The 18,537-nt window shown below is 45.3% G+C and carries 13 protein-coding genes and 15 tRNA genes; 18 read left to right on the forward strand and 10 right to left on the reverse strand.

Annotated features, from left to right (window positions below; all coding sequences use genetic code 11):
• Positions 1-55: 55 nt before the first annotated feature.
• From CKQ84_RS16245 to CKQ84_RS16280, 8 genes are all read right to left on the reverse strand, one after another.
• Entirely contained in the window at positions 56-1,075 is a 1,020-nt protein-coding gene (locus CKQ84_RS16245; RefSeq protein ID WP_105252062.1) for a TRAP transporter substrate-binding protein, read from the reverse strand.
• Between the two features lie 467 nt (positions 1,076-1,542).
• Entirely contained in the window at positions 1,543-1,773 is a 231-nt protein-coding gene (locus CKQ84_RS16250; RefSeq protein ID WP_105252063.1) for a hypothetical protein, read from the reverse strand.
• A 167-nt stretch (positions 1,774-1,940) separates the two neighbouring features.
• A tRNA-Val gene (locus CKQ84_RS16255) sits at positions 1,941-2,016 on the reverse strand.
• A gap of 28 nt (positions 2,017-2,044) precedes the next feature.
• Positions 2,045-2,120 (reverse strand) — tRNA-Val (locus CKQ84_RS16260).
• A 28-nt stretch (positions 2,121-2,148) separates the two neighbouring features.
• Positions 2,149-2,224, reverse strand: a tRNA-Val gene (locus CKQ84_RS16265).
• Positions 2,225-2,272: 48 nt separating this feature from the next.
• Positions 2,273-2,348 (reverse strand) — tRNA-Val (locus tag CKQ84_RS16270).
• A 29-nt stretch (positions 2,349-2,377) separates the two neighbouring features.
• Positions 2,378-2,453 (reverse strand) — tRNA-Val (locus CKQ84_RS16275).
• Between the two features lie 44 nt (positions 2,454-2,497).
• Positions 2,498-2,573 (reverse strand) — tRNA-Val (locus CKQ84_RS16280).
• Positions 2,574-3,181: 608 nt separating this feature from the next.
• Between CKQ84_RS16280 and gltX the strand changes: the two genes are divergently transcribed.
• From gltX to CKQ84_RS16330, 10 genes are all read left to right on the forward strand, one after another.
• Positions 3,182-4,591 (forward strand): glutamate--tRNA ligase, encoded by a 1,410-nt coding sequence (gene gltX / locus CKQ84_RS16285; protein WP_105252064.1) that lies wholly within the window; start codon positions 3,182-3,184, stop codon positions 4,589-4,591.
• 105 nt (positions 4,592-4,696) lie between these two features.
• Positions 4,697-4,772, forward strand: a tRNA-Ala gene (locus CKQ84_RS16290).
• Positions 4,773-4,835: 63 nt separating this feature from the next.
• A tRNA-Glu gene (locus CKQ84_RS16295) sits at positions 4,836-4,911 on the forward strand.
• A 104-nt stretch (positions 4,912-5,015) separates the two neighbouring features.
• Positions 5,016-5,091: transfer RNA gene (locus CKQ84_RS16300), tRNA-Ala, on the forward strand.
• 130 nt (positions 5,092-5,221) lie between these two features.
• Positions 5,222-5,297, forward strand: a tRNA-Glu gene (locus tag CKQ84_RS16305).
• 131 nt (positions 5,298-5,428) lie between these two features.
• Positions 5,429-5,504, forward strand: a tRNA-Glu gene (locus CKQ84_RS16310).
• Positions 5,505-5,622: 118 nt separating this feature from the next.
• Positions 5,623-5,698, forward strand: a tRNA-Glu gene (locus CKQ84_RS16315).
• Between the two features lie 118 nt (positions 5,699-5,816).
• Positions 5,817-5,892 (forward strand) — tRNA-Glu (locus tag CKQ84_RS16320).
• Positions 5,893-6,010: 118 nt separating this feature from the next.
• A tRNA-Glu gene (locus tag CKQ84_RS16325) sits at positions 6,011-6,086 on the forward strand.
• Positions 6,087-6,217: 131 nt separating this feature from the next.
• Positions 6,218-6,293 (forward strand) — tRNA-Glu (locus tag CKQ84_RS16330).
• A gap of 581 nt (positions 6,294-6,874) precedes the next feature.
• Here CKQ84_RS16330 and CKQ84_RS16335 read toward each other — a convergent pair.
• On the reverse strand, positions 6,875-8,704 hold the full coding sequence (locus CKQ84_RS16335) for an ABC transporter ATP-binding protein (protein WP_105252065.1): 1,830 nt from the start codon (positions 8,702-8,704) through the stop codon (positions 6,875-6,877).
• A 172-nt stretch (positions 8,705-8,876) separates the two neighbouring features.
• Between CKQ84_RS16335 and CKQ84_RS16340 the strand changes: the two genes are divergently transcribed.
• From CKQ84_RS16340 to CKQ84_RS16370, 7 genes are all read left to right on the forward strand, one after another.
• Complete coding sequence (locus CKQ84_RS16340; RefSeq protein WP_105252066.1) at positions 8,877-10,568, forward strand: DNA-3-methyladenine glycosylase 2 family protein; 1,692 nt, start codon at positions 8,877-8,879, stop codon at positions 10,566-10,568.
• A gap of 103 nt (positions 10,569-10,671) precedes the next feature.
• A complete protein-coding gene (locus tag CKQ84_RS16345) occupies positions 10,672-11,229 on the forward strand; it encodes a methylated-DNA--[protein]-cysteine S-methyltransferase (RefSeq protein WP_028761085.1) in 558 nt (185 codons plus the stop codon).
• Positions 11,230-11,276: 47 nt separating this feature from the next.
• Entirely contained in the window at positions 11,277-12,560 is a 1,284-nt protein-coding gene (locus CKQ84_RS16350) for a DEAD/DEAH box helicase (RefSeq protein ID WP_105252067.1), read from the forward strand.
• 72 nt (positions 12,561-12,632) lie between these two features.
• Positions 12,633-13,103, forward strand: a complete 471-nt coding sequence (locus CKQ84_RS16355; protein WP_028761083.1) for a dual specificity protein phosphatase family protein — start codon at positions 12,633-12,635, stop codon at positions 13,101-13,103.
• Positions 13,104-13,242: 139 nt separating this feature from the next.
• Positions 13,243-14,142, forward strand: a complete 900-nt coding sequence (locus CKQ84_RS16360; protein WP_028761082.1) for a chemotaxis protein CheV — start codon at positions 13,243-13,245, stop codon at positions 14,140-14,142.
• A 171-nt stretch (positions 14,143-14,313) separates the two neighbouring features.
• The gene (gene sstT / locus CKQ84_RS16365; RefSeq protein ID WP_028761081.1) at positions 14,314-15,540 is read left to right on the forward strand and encodes a serine/threonine transporter SstT; all 1,227 of its coding nucleotides are present in this window, start codon (positions 14,314-14,316) and stop codon (positions 15,538-15,540) included.
• Positions 15,541-15,615: 75 nt separating this feature from the next.
• On the forward strand, positions 15,616-16,140 hold the full coding sequence (locus tag CKQ84_RS16370) for a CIA30 family protein (protein ID WP_028761080.1): 525 nt from the start codon (positions 15,616-15,618) through the stop codon (positions 16,138-16,140).
• Between the two features lie 176 nt (positions 16,141-16,316).
• On the opposite strand, the gene CKQ84_RS16375 is transcribed toward CKQ84_RS16370, so the two are convergent.
• Positions 16,317-17,696, reverse strand: a complete 1,380-nt coding sequence (locus CKQ84_RS16375; RefSeq protein WP_028761079.1) for a Gfo/Idh/MocA family oxidoreductase — start codon at positions 17,694-17,696, stop codon at positions 16,317-16,319.
• A gap of 351 nt (positions 17,697-18,047) precedes the next feature.
• Between CKQ84_RS16375 and CKQ84_RS16380 the strand changes: the two genes are divergently transcribed.
• Positions 18,048-18,488: a hypothetical protein gene (locus CKQ84_RS16380; protein WP_028761078.1), complete on the forward strand. Its 441-nt coding sequence runs from the start codon at positions 18,048-18,050 to the stop codon at positions 18,486-18,488.
• Positions 18,489-18,537 lie beyond the last annotated feature (49 nt).

The following is an 18,537-nucleotide window of genomic DNA, read 5'->3' on the forward strand; positions in this document are numbered from 1 at the left end:
CCCTCGCTGAAATGGCCGCCTAAGCTCGGTTGAGCTTAAGCGGCTATCATCATTATTATTTATTTGCAGCAACAGCAGCATCAATCACATCTTTACCGATTTGATCTTCAAACTTAGCCCAAACAGGTTTCATTACCTCAACCCATTTTTGACGTTCAGCAGGAGACAGGGTCACTAACTGTGAACGTTTAGAATCAAGGATTAACTTTTTGTCTTCATTGTCTTTTTCAGCAGCAATCTTGTTACCTAATGCGATAGATTCGTCTAAAGCTTCTTTGATGATCTTACGTTTGTCAGCTGGTAGACCTTTCCAGAAAGTGTCAGAGGTCACGACCATATAGTCGAGAACACCGTGATTACTCTCAGTGATTTGGCTTTGCACTTCATAGAACTTTTGTGAATAAGTATTTGACCAAGTGTTTTCTTGACCATCGATAGCGCGGGTTTGCAGCAGGGTAAAGACTTCAGAGAACGGTTTCTTTATAGCCATCGCACCGATGGCATCAAACTGAGCCGCTAAAACATCAGACGCCATTACGCGGAATTTTAAGCCTTTAGCATCTGCTGGATTGTTAAGTGGTGTGTTAGAGGAGAACTGTTTCATACCATTGTGTAAATAACCCAGTCCGACAATCCCTTTACGGTTCATTGAGTTCAGTAATGTTTGACCTGCTTCACCTTGTTGGAAACGGTTCACGGCATCCATATCATTGAATAAAAATGGTAAATCGAATATTTGTAGGCGTTTAGTGTAACGTTCAAACTTTGAGAGTGAAGGCGCGACAAATTGTACGTCGTTTAACAGCAGTGCCGCTAGTTCGTTGTTATCCCCAAATAACTGTGAGCTAGGAAATACACTGACTTTGTATTCACCTGGTAAACGTTGTTCAACGAGTTCTTTAAATTTAAGTGCCATTTGGCCTTTAGGTGTGTTTTCTGCCACTACGTGTGAAAACTTAATTTCAATCGGTTCTGCAAATACGTTAAAACTGGTCGCAAATACGGAGGCAACAGCGAGCATTTTGACTAAGGTTTTGAGTGGACGGGTCAATCCAGTTTGTTGATTCAATATCATCTTGAGTTCCTTTTTCTGTTGTTAGGATTTGTCCTCAGTCTTGGTTAGTTTGTTACCAAGTTTGAGTAGGAATACAGCCTTGATTTCCCTGAGGTCTGTCTTACTAAAGGCAAATACCACGCCAACTTACACTGGCTTCTGTAAGTGTTTGGTTACTAAAGTGTAGTTCATTTGATGTTTGTCACACTTTTAGTTTGGTGGGTGAGATCTCGCTCACAGTGATTTTGTGTTTGGGTGGAAACCCACCCATAGTGAAGATCGGCCCCAAATTGACGGCTCTTGTTGTTGCAGATAAATTAAACAAACTTAGTTATTTTGAGATCAAAAAAAGCCGTAAAAGTATGCGATATAACGACAAATATTGTGGTGGGCTGCTTTAGTAGAAGAAGTGTAGGTGAGATGTGAAGTCTATGGAGGTTAAGTCGATAGCTATCGTAGTCAATCAAGACACAATTCATTTGATGCTGTTAGTCATCCTCTAAAAGAATACGTTTAAGGATAGCATCGCTAGGTAACAAGGCTAAATGGCCTTGTTCATCAAAGTACCAACCGGTAATAAAGCCTTTTTGGCGCATGCTGACGAGATTATGCATGACTTCCCGCGCTTCTTTTAGAGCCGTTTGCTCATCGCAGGCGTGGGTATGCTTTAAATAAGTGGCAATATTGGCAAGAGAAGCGGATTGACTGACGCTGGCCATAATGTTGATCTCCAAAAATGCTAAAGCAGAATGAAATCAGGCTGAGTGTCGATAGTGCTTAGTATTTAACGAAATATAAAATGCCGAATAGCATAACTTATCACTCGCTGATTGAGATCAAGCATAGTTGAGTAAGCGCGTGGGTAAAGTTTATTGGGGGAGATATATGGTGGTCGCTACTGGGCTCGAACCAGTGACCCCCTCCTTGTAAGGGAGGTGCTCTCCCAGCTGAGCTAAGCGACCTGGGATATAACGTGTGTATTGCAGAATATGGTGGTCGCTACTGGGCTCGAACCAGTGACCCCCTCCTTGTAAGGGAGGTGCTCTCCCAGCTGAGCTAAGCGACCTGGGATATAACATGTGTATTGCAGAATGTGGTGGTCGCTACTGGGCTCGAACCAGTGACCCCCTCCTTGTAAGGGAGGTGCTCTCCCAGCTGAGCTAAGCGACCTGGGCATTCTTAAATTACACATTTTTTAAGTCATTCTTCACTAAATAATGGTGGTCGCTACTGGGCTCGAACCAGTGACCCCCTCCTTGTAAGGGAGGTGCTCTCCCAGCTGAGCTAAGCGACCTGGGAATGACTTTTACACATTAAGTTATATGGTGGTCGCTACTGGGCTCGAACCAGTGACCCCCTCCTTGTAAGGGAGGTGCTCTCCCAGCTGAGCTAAGCGACCTGGGATATAACATTTTGTATGCCATAATTTCTTTGTAGAAAATATGGTGGTCGATACTGGGCTCGAACCAGTGACCCCCTCCTTGTAAGGGAGGTGCTCTCCCAGCTGAGCTAATCGACCTCGCTGTGTGGAGCCGTATTATAGGGAGGTTCGATCTAGTGTCAACGCTTTTTAGTGAAAAAAGCATTGGTCGCGCTATTTTTGTCCACATTGGCTTAATGCTAATCACGCCGCCGATCAAAGTGTTATTTAATTCGCCAGTCAATGGTACGTAATTTGGACGCTCGCGATTAAATACGAGTTGAACTCATCCCATTCACCTGACTTTTTTGTGGTAAAAGTGCTGAGGAAGTGAGTGATTTATAAAAATTAGCGCACTAATAGTATGAGTGCATTGATAGTGTATAGATGCGCGTGTTCGATGGCGCAGATATTTATAGTCGAAGGAATATAGGTGTAGAGATTTAGGGGCTGGAATATAGAGTCTGAAAAATCTTCTCAAGTGTTAGCATTAATCAATGGTGGTGATAGCAATAGTGCCACCTTTATATATCGCTTTATATTGGCTTCCCTATAAAAGGGAGGGATTAGCGACACGATTTAACCAGATAAGTGATACTGTGAAGCTTGTCCCATTTGCAGCGCCTGCTTTGACTGTTAGAATAAGCCCACTTTTTTTATCGTGATTGTCTTTATCTAGACGACTTTATATAGGTTAGTGTCCCATTATGACAACTAAGACGCGTTTTGCCCCTAGTCCTACCGGTTTCTTGCATGTTGGTGGTGCCCGTACTGCACTTTATTCTTGGTTACAAGCCCGTGCCAATAACGGTGAGTTTGTATTACGTATTGAAGACACTGATATTGAGCGTTCGACTCAAGCTGCTTGCGATGCGATTTTAGAAGGCATGAACTGGCTAGGTTTGACATGGGACGAGGGCCCATATTACCAAACTAAGCGTTTTGACCGTTATAACGAAATCATTGCTCAAATGTTAGAAAAGGGCACAGCGTATAAATGTTACTGTTCACGCGAGCGAATCGATGCCTTAAGAGAATCACAGGCCGCTAACGGTGAAGCACAAAAGTATGATGGTTGTTGTCGCGACTTACCCGCTCGTGAGACTGATGAACCATTTGTGGTGCGTTTTAAAAATCCAATCGGTGGTTCAGTGGTATTTGATGACCATGTTCGTGGTCGGATTGAATTTTCTAACGATGCATTAGATGACTTGATCATCGCCCGTACCGACGGCGTGCCAACCTATAACTTCTGTGTGGTGGTTGACGATTGGGATATGGGGATCACTTGTGTGGTGCGTGGTGAAGATCATATCAACAATACCCCGCGTCAAATCAACATTCTTAAAGCATTAGGGGCGCCGATCCCAGAATATGCACACGTATCTATGATTCTAGGTGATGACGGCGCTAAGTTGTCTAAGCGCCATGGCGCTGTTAGCGTAATGCAGTACCGTGACGATGGCTATTTACCAGAAGCACTGCTGAACTATTTAGTACGTTTAGGTTGGTCACATGGCGATCAAGAGATTTTCTCATTAGAAGAAATGAAGCAATTCTTTAAGTTGAGTGACATCAACAAAGCCGCTTCTGCTTTTAATACCGATAAACTGGTGTGGTTGAACCAACACTATATAAAGAGCCTAGATCCAGAATATGTGGCAACACACTTACAATGGCACATGGACGATCAAAAAATTGATCTGTCAAATGGCCCAGCATTAGCTGAAGTGGTCACTGCATTAGCTGAGCGCGCTAAGACTCTAAAAGAGTTAGCCGCATCTAGCCGCTATTTCTATGAAGATTTTGCTGAGTTTGATGAAGCACAGGCGAAAAAGCATTTACGCGGTGTTGCGTTAGAGCCATTGCAACTGGTGCAACAGAAATTATCGGCATTAACTGAGTGGACAGCTGAAGCTATTCATCAGGCAATTGAAGATACAGCGACTGAATTAGATGTGGGTATGGGTAAGGTCGGTATGCCTTTACGTGTTGCAGTAACAGGGGCAGGGCAGTCTCCAGGCTTAGATATCACACTATTTTTAATTGGAAGAAGCCGTTCTGAGCAAAGAATATCCAAAGCGATTGAATTTGTAGCAGATAGAATAAATTCCTAAAAAAACGAGTTGACACTTTTAGGTGCGCTGCATAGAATGCGCCACGCAGTTGAGACACAGTCGAGCAAATGCTTGCAGTGCACTTAAATGTAGTTCCATAGGTTTGGGGTTATAGCTCAGCTGGGAGAGCGCTTGCATGGCATGCAAGAGGTCCACGGTTCGATCCCGTGTAGCTCCACCAAACTTACCGTAGATGTTAAACGGGAACCTTTTATAGTGAAAAGTTCAAATTAATATGTCCAGGGTCCCCTTCGTCTAGAGGCCTAGGACACCGCCCTTTCACGGCGGTAACAGGGGTTCGAATCCCCTAGGGGATACCAAATATTGGTTCCTAGCAAATAACTAACGTGTTGTTTGGTAAGAACAAAATCTAAATTTCTGCTGATACATATACTGCTAAAGTTAGCTGTGTTAACAAAAATTTGGGGCTATAGCTCAGCTGGGAGAGCGCTTGCATGGCATGCAAGAGGTCCACGGTTCGATCCCGTGTAGCTCCACCAATTTACTGCCTTATTAAGCAGAAACGAAAGTTTAAATTAATACACCCAAGGCATAATTCGTTATTTAGAAGAGTGCCTATCAGGCCGTAGATGTTAAACGGGAACGTTAGGTTCAAATTAATATGTCCGGGTCCCCTTCGTCTAGAGGCCTAGGACACCGCCCTTTCACGGCGGTAACAGGGGTTCGAATCCCCTAGGGGATACCATCTATATTTTATAGAGAGTGGTTCCTAGCAAATAACTAACGAGTTGTTTGGTAAGAACAAAGTATTTACTTCCTAGCCTACTGAAGTGAATGTGTTACAAAGCTCGGTTACGAGTTAAATCATAAGTCCGGGTCCCCTTCGTCTAGAGGCCTAGGACACCGCCCTTTCACGGCGGTAACAGGGGTTCGAATCCCCTAGGGGATACCACATTTTGGTTCCTAGCAAATAACTAACGTGTTGTTTGGTAAGAACAAGGCATTTGCTTCCTAGCCTACTGAAGTGAATGTGTTACAAAGCTCGGTTACGAGTTAAATCATAAGTCCGGGTCCCCTTCGTCTAGAGGCCTAGGACACCGCCCTTTCACGGCGGTAACAGGGGTTCGAATCCCCTAGGGGATACCACATTTTGGTTCCTAGCAAATAACTAACGAGTTGTTTGGTAAGAACAAGGCATTTGCTTCCTAGCCTACTGAAGTGAATGTGTTACAAAGCTCGGTTACGAGTTAAATCATAAGTCCGGGTCCCCTTCGTCTAGAGGCCTAGGACACCGCCCTTTCACGGCGGTAACAGGGGTTCGAATCCCCTAGGGGATACCACATTTTGGTTCCTAGCAAATAACTAACGAGTTGTTTGGTAAGAACAAGGCATTTGCTTCCTAGCCTACTGAAGTGAATGTGTTACAAAGCTCGGTTACGAGTTAAATCATAAGCCCGGGTCCCCTTCGTCTAGAGGCCTAGGACACCGCCCTTTCACGGCGGTAACAGGGGTTCGAATCCCCTAGGGGATACCATCTATATTTTATAGAGAGTGGTTCCTAGCAAATAACTAACGAGTTGTTTGGTAAGAACAAAGCATTTACTTCCTAGCCTACTGAAGTGAATGTGTTACAAAGCTCGGTTACGAGTTAAATCATAAGTCCGGGTCCCCTTCGTCTAGAGGCCTAGGACACCGCCCTTTCACGGCGGTAACAGGGGTTCGAATCCCCTAGGGGATACCAATTTTAATCAAGGTTTATCGAAACTTTGATTAAAGACAATAAGCCACCTCAAGGTGGTTTTTTTGTGTCTGAATTTTGAATATTAAATCGAGATCTCCCCGATTCATTTACGAGTCATACGCTCCGAGTTATTTGCCTAATTTACCCACCAATTCAAACCACCTAAATAAATGATGCTTCGAGAGGCTTACTTAGTGTGGTGAAGTCATTCTGTTCAATCGTGCGATAAAGATTATCGAAGCGTTTTCCTGCTTAACCTTGCGCTAACCCATGGCCCAAACTCACCTTTCGGATTGTTCAGTGTGTTGGTACTTTGAATGCTGCCACTTTCAATGCTGATAAGTTGAGCCGTTAAGCGCGGTTTATCTCTTGTTTCCAATCGTTCAACGAGTAAAGTTTGAAGTGAACCGTTCTTACGGTAGCTATTGTAATAGCTGAATAGCGTATCGTTGCGGTGAATATGCGGGCGAGTGTAAGAGTGAAGCTTTGCGGGAAGAGGGCAGAATTAGGCGGAAACTTATTTGAGATAAAAAAGGCGACACTCACTGCTGAGTGTCGCCTTTCGTCATCTTACCTTTGGCTTAGTCTACACCTAAGAATCCACCTGTTTGGTGGGCCCATAATTGAGCATAAATCCCGCCTGCGGCGATGAGTTCATGGTGCGTGCCTTGCTCAACGACTCGGCCTTGATCTAATACAATTAACCTGTCCATCGCGGCAATAGTCGAAAGTCGATGGGCAATCGCGATCACTGTCTTGCCTTGCATTAATTCATACAAACTTTCTTGAATAGCAGCTTCGACTTCGGAATCTAGTGCAGATGTGGCTTCATCAAGCAGTAAAATGGGCGCATTTTTCAATAAAACCCGCGCGATGGCGATACGCTGTCTTTGGCCACCAGAGAGTTTTACGCCGCGTTCACCCACTTGGGCATCTAAGCCATGGTTACCGTTAGGATCACTTAGTTCCTGAATAAAGTCATAGGCTTGAGCTTGTTTAATCGCGCGATCAAGTTGCTCTTCACTGGCACTGGGATTGCCGTAAAGAATATTCTCGCGAATGGTGCGGTGCAAGAGGGAGGTATCTTGGGTCACCATGCCAATTTGCGAACGCAGTGAATCTTGCATAACCATCTTGATGTCTTGGTCGTCAATATTAATCTGACCTTTTTCAACATCGTAGAATCGCATTAGTAGATTCACTAGGGTCGATTTACCCGCGCCAGAACGCCCCACTAAGCCAACTTTTTCACCCGCTTTAATATTCAGATTCAGATCTTCAATCACGCCAGTCTGCTCACCGTAATGGAAACACACTTGGTTGAAATCAATCTTGCCATGATTGACGACCAGCGCCTTGGCTTTTGGCTCATCTTGGATGATCGTTGTTTTCGATAAGGTGTTCATTCCATCGGTAACCGTGCCGATATTTTCGAATAACGAACTGATTTCCCACATTATCCACTGTGACATGCCGTTTAAGCGCAGTGCTAAACTGACCGCAATGGTGATGGCGCCGACCGTGATTGCGCTATCGGTCCATAGGGCTATCGATACTGCTGCAATACTAAAGGCCAACAGATAGTTGATGATTTGCACACTGACGCTGATGCCCGTCACTAAGCGCATTTGGCGATAAACCGTGTCTAAAAATATCCGCATACTGGATTTGGCGTATTCGGCTTCTTTCTGTGTGTGGGCGAATAGCTTCACTGTGGTGATGTTGGTATAGCTGTCGACGATACGGCCTGTCATGGTTGAGCGCGCATCGGCTTGCTCGGTAGAGACACTTTTTAGTCTAGGCACAAAGTACCATTGCAGACCAACATACAGTGCAAGCCAGACGAGCATAGGTATGACTAAGCGCAGGTCAGCGCTGGCAATCATCACTAGCATAGAGGTGAAATACACTAAAATGTATACCAAAACATCGAGCAATTTCATCACAGTTTCGCGTACGGCTAAGGAGGTTTGCATGACTTTCGTGGCGATTCTGCCTGCAAAATCATCTTGATAAAACGATACACTTTGTTTTAGCAAATAACGGTGTGCAAGCCATCGGATCGACATAGGATAATTGCCGAGCAAGGTTTGATGCATGATAAGTGCATGCAGTAATACCAATATTGGCATCACAATTATCACCATTCCTCCCATCAGCATTAAGGTCGTGCCTTCGTCTTGGAACAAGGTTTCGGGATTTTTTTTCACCAGCCAATCCACTAATTGGCCCATGAATCCGAACAGTGACACTTCAAGCATGGCCAGCATGGCGGTCAGCACTGACATTAAGATCAGCGGCAGTTCGTAGCCCTTAGTATAGTGGCGACAAAAAGCATAAACCCCTGTGGGTGGTTTAGTGGGTTCATCATCGGGTAGGGCTTCAACCCAGTATTCAAATCGTTTAAACATGAATTAACTCTATGGTGAGATAAAAAATAGTCGGCTCTAGCATATAGGATTTCATGCCCTAAAAGCATTGAAATGATTGAGTTCCGTTTTCCGCTAGTGCTACATGCTAGTTTTACGTAAAGTAATGAACAAGAAATTAATTGTGAGCGAATATTGTCGGGCGTGATGAAAAATGAGTGCAGATAGAGTGTCTGAGAGTGCGATTAAGCGTGATGAAATAGATTCGGTGCATTCGCTGGAGTCCTATTCGGGGCAACTTTCTGCGTCCATTTGCCGTGAGGCGAGGATGAGCCGCGATCCGCGGTTTGATGGTAAGTTTTTTGTGGGCGTCTTAACGACGGGCATTTATTGCCGAACTGTGTGTCCCGCCGTCGCGCCAAAAGAGCAAAATGTGCGTTATTTTGATTCGGCCATTAAAGCCGCGCAGGCGGGATTACGCCCATGTTTACGTTGTCGGCCCGACAGTGCGCCGGGATCGAATCCTTGGAAGGGGACTGGCACAACGTTAGCGAGGGCCATTAGCTTAATCGAAGCGGGCGCCTTAGCGGGAAAATCATCGGGAGAGCCAGCCTCGACAGTAACACAATTGGCTGACCGATTAGGGATCAGCAGTCGTTATCTCAATAAGCTCTTTACCGAAGGTTTTGGCACTTCGCCAAAACAATATGCCTTATATCGGCAGTTACTGTTTGCTAAACAATTATTGCACCAAACCCAATTACCTATCACTCAAGTCGCGATGGCGGCGGGTTTTAACAGTATTCGCCGTTTCAATGAGGCGTTTAAGCAAACCTTGCAATTGACGCCGACGCAGTTAAGAAAGAGTGCATTAACCAAAGCGGTAAAGGAGTCCATGATTGAGCCACTAACAGGATTAAGTGAGATTGATACTATGGGTGAATTTGTGCCGCACTATGGATTAACCTTGTATCAGTATTATCGGCCACCATTGGATTGGGCGTCACAGCTGGCGTTTTATCGATTACGTGCGGTAACAGGGATGGAATGGTTCACACCGCAGATGAGTCATCCACAAGCGAGCGATGTCGTTGGTGATGAGGCGACCGTGGTAGATGAGGCCAAAACTGGCGATAATGGGTTCGAATATGGTCGTTGTTTTGCCCTAGGTAAGATGCGCGGCACAGTGCACATTATCCATGAGCCTAAGCTAAATCGCTTCAAACTCGCGATAATGTTGACCGAAGACTCTCCTGTCGATGAGCTGCAATTGCTGGTCACTGAAGTGCGACGCATTTTAGATCTCGATGCGGATATGCAACAGATTGAACAAGGTTTAAGTGCGCTACCAAGTTTAGGATTAACACCGTTTTCGGGATTACGCATTCCCGGTGCAGGCTCCTTATTTGAGGCGGCCTGCCGCGCGATTTTAGGCCAGCAAGTGACGGTAGTGCAGGCGACTAAGCTACTGAATCAATTGGTTGAAGCCTATGGTGAGCGCTTTAGTCTCAATGGTTGCGAGTATCGTTTATTCCCGACACCCGAGGCTATTCGTGAGGCGAGTTTAACTGAGCTAAAAATGCCCGGCGCTCGTAAATTAGCCCTCAATGCGCTCGCGGCGTTTATCTGTGATCATCCTGAGGCGAGTGTCGATGATTGGCTCAGCGTTAAGGGCATAGGTCCTTGGACAATCGCGTATGCTAAGCTCCGCGGTTTGGGCGATCCCAATGTGTTTTTGGATACCGATTTGATTGTTAAAAAGCATTTGCTTGCTTTGTATGGCAAGATCCATAGGCTGGATGAAGCTGCTGCGGGTGCAGTCAACTACCCGAAGCTGTGTCAGCAACTGAGTCAAGAAATCGCGCCTTGGGGCAGTTATTTAACCTTTCAGCTTTGGCATCAATAACCATCAAGCCGCCTCACATTTAACTGCTAGTTTAAAAAGATGATTTAGCGTTAAGTTAAGAGCCAATTTAGAACCAAATTTAGAGCAAACAAATAGACAGATTATGAAGCATGCGATTCGTCAATTGAGCCAAGCGCCGAGTATTGCAGCGTATCAGCCCTGCGCCGTGGATACTTTTATGAGTCCTGCCGGAATATTACAGTTAAATGCCAATGCCTATGGACTGAGTCATTTAACGGTTGTTGGCTCGGATCGCACTGAGATTGCGCTTGCTAAGGTGAGTGAGGATGCCCTCAATCAAGCCAAGGCGCATATTAGTGAAACTCAAGTGCAGCTCGCGCGTTATTTTGCAGGTGAACTGATTGAATTTGATGTAAAGCTCGCACCTAAAGGAACGGAATTTCAGCGTGAAGTTTGGCAAGCCTTGATCAATGTCGATTATGGTCAGAGCTGCAGTTATGGGCAGATTGCCGAGCAAATTGGTCGGCCTAAGGCGGTGCGCGCAGTGGGCGCGGCCAATGGTGCCAATCCCATTGCGATTATCGTGCCTTGCCATAGAGTGATAGGCAAAAATGGCAAGTTAACGGGTTACGCCTATGGGCTTGCGATGAAACAGCAGTTATTAACGCTGGAAACTGCCAAGCATTGCCTCGATATTTAAGCTAGAATAGCCGCCTATTAAGATATTGGTGAGCAGTTAAACTTTCTATGACTCAGGCTTCTTCCTCTGCGGCAAGCTTTGCCCAACTCGGCATTATTGCACCCTTGCTAAATCGATTAACCGAATTAGCGTATGTTTCGCCTACATCAGTACAGGCGGCGACGATCCCCGCTGTGCTTGCGGGGCGCGATGTGTTAGCCGGTGCTAATACGGGCTCGGGTAAAACGGCAGCCTTTGCCGTGCCGCTGTTGCAACAACTTGTTGAAGCAAAAACAGACGATAAGACGGGCGTTTATGTTCGTTGTTTGGTCTTAGTCCCAACCCGTGAATTAGCACAACAAGTCGCCGACAGCTTTTTATCCTATGCCTCACATCTCAATGGCAAGCTAAAAATTGTGGCTGCGTTTGGCGGTGTGTCGGTGAATGCGCAAATGCAGAGTCTACGCTCTGGCGCTGACGTCCTAGTTGCAACGCCGGGCCGTTTGTTAGATCTGTTGTCGAGTAATGCCATCAAACTCAATCGTGTCAGCGCCTTAGTGCTAGATGAAGCTGACCGCATGTTAAGCCTTGGTTTTACTGAAGAATTAGCCCAAGTGCTCGACGCTTTGCCTGCCAAGAAACAAACCTTATTATTCTCTGCGACATTCCCTGAAGAAGTCCGTGAGTTAACGGCAAAACTGCTTAATAATCCGCTTGAATATCAATTGCAAAGTGAGCAAGAAAGCACGATTCATCAGCGGGTGATCACGGTTAATCGTCCGATGAAAACCGCATTATTGGCGCATCTGATTAAAGAACATCAGTGGTCACAGGCGTTGATCTTCGTGAGTGCCAAAAATACCTGTAATCACTTAGCGCAAAAGCTGTCTAAACGTGGGATCACTGCCGAAGTGTTCCATGGCGATAAAGCCCAAGGCGCGCGTACGCGGGTGCTCGATGGCTTTAAAAATGGTGAGATCCGTGTGTTAATTGCGACCGATATTGCCGCCCGTGGTATCGATATCGATAAACTGCCTGTGGTGATCAACTTTAATTTACCAAGGAGCCCTGCAGATTATATGCATCGTATTGGCCGTAGTGGCCGCGCTGGTGAAGCAGGCTTGGCCGTGACCTTGATTTCCCATGAGGATTATCACCACTTTGGCGTCATAGAGAAAAAGAACAAGCTTAAGTTAGTGCGTGAGCAAATTGTCGGTTTTGAAGCCGATGATGAAATGCCAGCCGAACTGTTAGAACAAGCTAAACCTGTCGCCAAGCCTGAAGGTATGGGTAAAAAAAAATGTAAACAGTTACCGCCTGCCAATGCTGAATTTTGGGGTAAAAAATCTTAAGTCGTTGGAAACAAGCTATTCTTAGCTTATCTCTGGCGTTCCTTGTCATCTCACTTGTCGTAGGTAAGGTTTATGCAACACTTATTCTGGTTAGTTGAAGGTAAAGTCGCAGGGCGCAGTGGCCCTAATAAAGATCCTTGGGATTTACAAGCGCTCAAAGAGGCCGGTATTGGTGCCATTCTGTCGGTCAATGGGGGCGAGGGCTGCGAGCCGAGTGCGTTTAAGCAGCTTGATTTACGTTACGAATGTATTCCCTTTTCGCGCAATGTGCCGCCCCAAGATGGGGATGTGGCGATTTGTGTCGCTCAGTTGCCCAAGGCACTCGCTTTTATTCAGCAATGTGAAGCCGATGAGCTGCCTGTAGTGATCCATTGTCGCTCTGGCAAGGATCGCACCAGTCTTATCATGGCCTATTACTTGATGGTCAATGGTGCAGCGCCATTACATGCGGTGAGCCAAGTTCGTAATATTCGCGATATCGCTTTTACTGCCGAAGGTTGGGATCAATTCGCCTTTGATGTCTTGTACGCATTACAAGACTAAGTACTTGTCGGCGATTGGCGTCGAACCTATTAATAAATAGGTAATAATAGTTTCATTCGTTTGACCTTAGTCATCAAAATTTTACTGTGTTAAGGTTAAGCTATCCGAAGGTTGTTTTTAGTGAGTTATTTATCTAATTATGAAAAGTAAGGCAAGTCAGTCACAGGGATTACTACTGTTTCGGTTATCACAGACTCAAGTGTTTGCCTTAGGCACGTTGAAAGTGCGTGAGCTGGTGCCGTACACACAGCTAAGCAAAATTCCCCAATCTCATCCGACGATTCTTGGCGCTTCAACGATTCGTGGCCATACTATTCCTATCATAGATATGGCGGCTGCGATTGGTTATCGGCCGATAGCTCCTGAAGAGCGGGAAAAATGCTACATCATCATCACTGACTGTCAGCGGATGATCATTGGCTTTTTAGTGCGTGGTATCGATAAGATTATTGAATGTAATTGGCGTGATATTGAGGCGCCTTCTGCCAATTTGGGCAAGAATGCTTACTTGACTGGTGTGACTCGTTTTGAGGACCAGTTAGTACAATTGCTTGATGTTGAGTTATTGTTGTCGAAAATTTTCCCGAATAACCCACAGGCAAATCGGGCAATCTTGACCGATGTGCAGCGTGAGAAACTCAAACCCATGAATATCCTGTTAGTGGATGATTCTAAGGTGGCACGTAAGCAGTTATCCGATGCCCTTGATATGATCAACATCCCTTATCGAGTGACCGCCGACGGTAAAGAAGCCTTAGTCATGATGGAACAAGCGGCACTAGAGCATCACCCCATAGATATTCTGGTGAGTGATATTGAGATGCCGGGACTAGATGGTTACGAACTGGCGTTTGAGGTGCGTGATAATCCACTGACCGCCAAGGCCTACATCATTTTACACACGTCTTTATCCAGCGAAATAAGCGTGAGTCAGGCCCATCAAGTGGGGGCAAATGAAGCGCTGACTAAGTTCGATGCTCACGAGTTGATTGATGCCATGTTGCGTGGTGCCGATTTAGCCATGAAGCAGCGCCAATAAGACGCTTGTTAGTTTTTTGTATGCTTTTTGCGGGACAAGGGTAATTTAGTTAGCTTATTTCCCCGCAAAACTAGACAAGTCTAGTCACATCCTATAAAAACCTTATTGGCCTCATTTCCGAAGGTGCGCGTTGGGGATCTCAACCGAAATATAATAACGACAGGTTAAACCATGAAACAAGAATCATCATTATTAGCTAAGTTGGCTAATGGCAGTCTCGTATTACAAATCTTATTAGGGATTATCGCTGGTGTGGTGTTAGCGAGTTTTTCACCCGATAGCGCAAAAGATATCGCCTTCTTAGGCAGTTTATTTGTTGGAGCATTAAAAGCGATTGCTCCAATACTGGTATTTATCTTAGTAGCATCGTCGATTGCCAATCAAAAGAAAAATACGCAAACCAATATGCGCCCAATTGTGATCCTGTATTTATTGGGTACCTTTGCCGCGGCGTTAACTGCTGTGATTTTAAGCTCTATTTTCCCCACGACTTTAGTTTTGGTTGCTGGTGTGGAAGGTACAAGTCCTCCACAAGGTATTGGTGAAGTGATCAATACCTTATTATTTAAATTGGTTGATAATCCAGTGAATGCGTTAATGACGGGCAACTATATTGGTATTCTTGCTTGGGGTGTGGGTTTAGGTTTAGCCTTACATCATGCTAGCGATTCGACTAAGCAAGTATTTGCCGACATGAGCCACGGCATTTCGCAAATGGTGCATTTCATTATTCGTTTAGCACCTATTGGTATTTTTGGTTTAGTTGCTGCGACGTTTGCTGAAACCGGTTTTGCCGCAATTGCGGGTTATGCGCAGTTATTGGCTGTGTTATTAGGTGCGATGGCCATTATTGCCTTAATCGTTAATCCTTTAATTGTTTACGTGAAGATTAAACGTAATCCCTATCCGTTGGTATTTCGTTGTTTGCGTGAAAGTGGCGTGACGGCATTTTTTACCCGCTCGAGTGCGGCGAATATTCCGGTGAATATGGCGCTGTGTGAAAAATTAAATCTGCATGAAGACACTTATTCAGTCTCTATTCCCTTAGGTGCCACCATTAATATGGGCGGCGCGGCGATCACTATTACGGTATTGACCTTAGCTGCCGCGCATACCTTGGGCATTCAAGTCGATTTACTCACCGCATTGCTATTGAGCGTTGTAGCCGCTATTTCGGCTTGCGGCGCCTCGGGTGTAGCGGGTGGTTCATTACTGTTGATCCCACTTGCTTGTAGCTTGTTTGGTATTTCTAATGATGTCGCCATGCAAGTGGTCGCTGTCGGCTTTATTATTGGTGTGGTTCAAGATGCAGCCGAAACCGCATTGAACAGCTCAACTGACGTTATCTTTACCGCTGCTGCTTGTGAAGCCGCTGAGAATAAAGCTAAACTGAGTTAACGAGTGCTGTTATTCGTATTGAAAAGTATTATGGAAGCAGTCACTTAGGTGGCTGCTTTTTTTATGGGAGTCGTTATGATCTTTTTTGATTTTAGAGTGCGAGATGCTGCAAAGCCCTGGTATGGGATAAATGACACTGTGATGGGCGGTTTGTCTCGCAGTAAGATGACGGTGTCACCTTTAGGCTATGGTGAGTTTAGCGGCCATGTGTCGCTGGCAAATGGTGGCGGGTTTGCTTCAGTGCGTTGTGAGTTTAACCCTATAGATGTCAGTGGATTTACTGGGATCTATGTCGAACTTGATGGCGACCGACCTAAAGATTATAAAGTGAATCTAAAGGATGTCGACACACCCCAAAGCACGGTTTATCAAGCGCCTACGCCCGCGCCAAGCCATCAAACGTTTGGTGTGAGTGGCGCTAGAGTCTTGAATTGGCAGCGGATAGAAATTCCCTTCATTGACTTCTTGCCCCAATGTCGGGGTAAACCGATTTCCCGAGTGGCAATAGATTTAAGCCAAGTCTGTAGTCTAGGGCTAGTGATTGGCGCCCAGCAGAGTGGTGATTTTTCTTTGAAAATCAAAGAAATTGGCTACTATTAGCGTTTATAGTTGGTTTCTTATCATGAGTTTTTGCCCCTAATTGCTTGTCCCTTATTGCTTGCTATTGATGGTGCTGGCATTTCTAGGCTTCATTTAAGAAAAGAAAAAGGATAAGGCCGAGGCACTTATCCTTATGGTGGGCAGGGCAAAGTTGTGAGTTTGGCGAAAGCTGCTGCTTAAGCGCCGACAATCCCTAATGGTTTGGCGGTTTGCCACGCGCCGCGGGTAAAATCTGGGAAGGTGACTGAATTACTGCGGTCATTGACTGAATGTTCACTTAAGATATTCACCACCGACCAAGACGCGCCATCGTACACATCCTGATCTAAGGCCTCGCCATTGCGCAGGCAATAAATCATGCGCCATAACATCACAAAATCCATGCCGCCGTGGCCGCCGTTAATCTCAGCTTCTTTGCCTATGTGTTGCCACAGAGGGTGATCATATTTGTCATACCACTTTTGCATGTCCATATCCCACTCGTGGTAACTCTGACCAAAGCCACCATTTTCGACGGCGATACGATTCGGGAAACCCGCAAACACGCCATTTGTCCCTTGGATTAAATTGTGGCGACTGTAAGGTCTTGGGCTCGTAGTGTCATGCTGTATCATGATGGTCCGGCCCTTAACGGTCTTAATCAGACTGGTATTGATATCCCCATTGATGTACTTGAGCTGATTACGCTCATGATCGGCGGGGAATTCACGTTTAGCATAGAGCGCACGGCCAAGGGCAGGTGAACTCATCGAGGTTAGATAATCAAATCTATCACCGCGGTTGATGTTCATATACTGGGAAACCGGCCCTAAACCGTGGGTCGGGTACAAGTTACCGTTGCGCTTGGTATGCCAATAAGTCCGCCATGAGCCCGTCTTATGGTCTATTTCCTTCATCTGCCAACGTAGCTCGTGGATATAAGCGGCTTCACCGTGGAGCAACTCACCAAACACACCTTGGCGTACCATGTTGAGAACCATAAGTTCTTCACGGCCGTAGTTGACGTTTTCCATCATCATGCAGTTTTTCTGAGTGCGTTCAGCGGTATCCACAATTTGCCAGCATTCCTCTACTGTGAGTGCTAACGGTACTTCGACAAAGGCATGTTTACCGCTTTCCATCGTCTCTATCGCCATAGGCGCGTGCCATTCCCATGGAGTAGAAATGATCACAATATCAATATCATCGCGGCTTAACAGATCGTGATAGCTCAGGTCATTACCAGTATAGACAGCCGGTTTTGGCCGATTCTGTTTAACGATATGATCCACGGCTCTGTCCAGCACCGCTGTGTGAGTATCACAAATGGCTTTAAGTTCAACGCCTTCTAAATGACAGAATTGCTCGACATGGCTAAAGCCACGCTCGCCAACACCGATAAAGCCAACTCGAACCACGTCCATTTTGGGTGCTATGAGTCCGATAACGGATTTACCCGCTTGCGGTTTAGGGGCGACACTACTGGCGTAGGCGTTGAGGGCAATATTGGCTGTGACGAGTCCGGCGGTTGCGGCACCCGCTGCCTTAAGAAAATGACGACGATGAATGTTATGCATAGCGCTTCCTGCTTTATTTTTGTTTTGTAGGGATATTGAAATATCACTTGGTCTTATTTGTGCGGTAATTCACTTATGGGTTATATCAGAAACCCTATTAAAATTGGCAATAAAAGATGTAACAAACTCATTCATCTAGGAAGATAAGTCTTTTAGCTGCCTTTACTTTAGCGATAAGTAAATAGTGATAAAGATCGCGTTTTTATTTTTAGATTGAGCTACACTGCCGATTAATTAGTCAAAGGTATTTATCTTTTATATTTTAAATATTTAGCAAATTTAAATTAACCAAAAAGTTACATTTGACGGGCGATTTGAAGTAATTTGCTGCTGTGGGGAGTAAAGAGTTAAATGGGTTCTATGCTTAATGTACTACCACAACTGACATTCACTTTAGGTGATTGGGTATTGCATAAGGATATCAGGATGTCTGGGATCGAAAAACGCCGTCGCCTTCATTGGCGGGAGACAGATATGCAAAATCGTGAAATTATAGGTCGTTGGTTAGATGGGCGTCCTTTATTGGGGGACAAAATTACCCTCTATAAAGAAGACGATAAATATTTTTTAGAAACTTGGTTTAGCGATGGCTGCCATAGTTTAGATGAAGTCTATATGACGCAAACTTCTGAGGGCCATAAGCTAGAGGATGTTGGCGGCAATTTCTTTGGTGAATTTTTTATCGTTACATCGTCGCAGCAATTACAATTTTGTAATGAGCAGGGCTGTTATTTCCAAGCAGAAAAATTAGCGGCTGATGTCGATTTTGGTCAAGGTATACGCGTCGCTTAAACGACGACAGTCGAATCCGTAAATAACGAAGGTCGCACGATAGCTAAGA

Origin of the sequence: Shewanella sp. WE21, assembly GCF_002966515.1 — a bacterium.
Classification (GTDB): Bacteria; Pseudomonadota; Gammaproteobacteria; order Enterobacterales; family Shewanellaceae; genus Shewanella; species Shewanella oncorhynchi.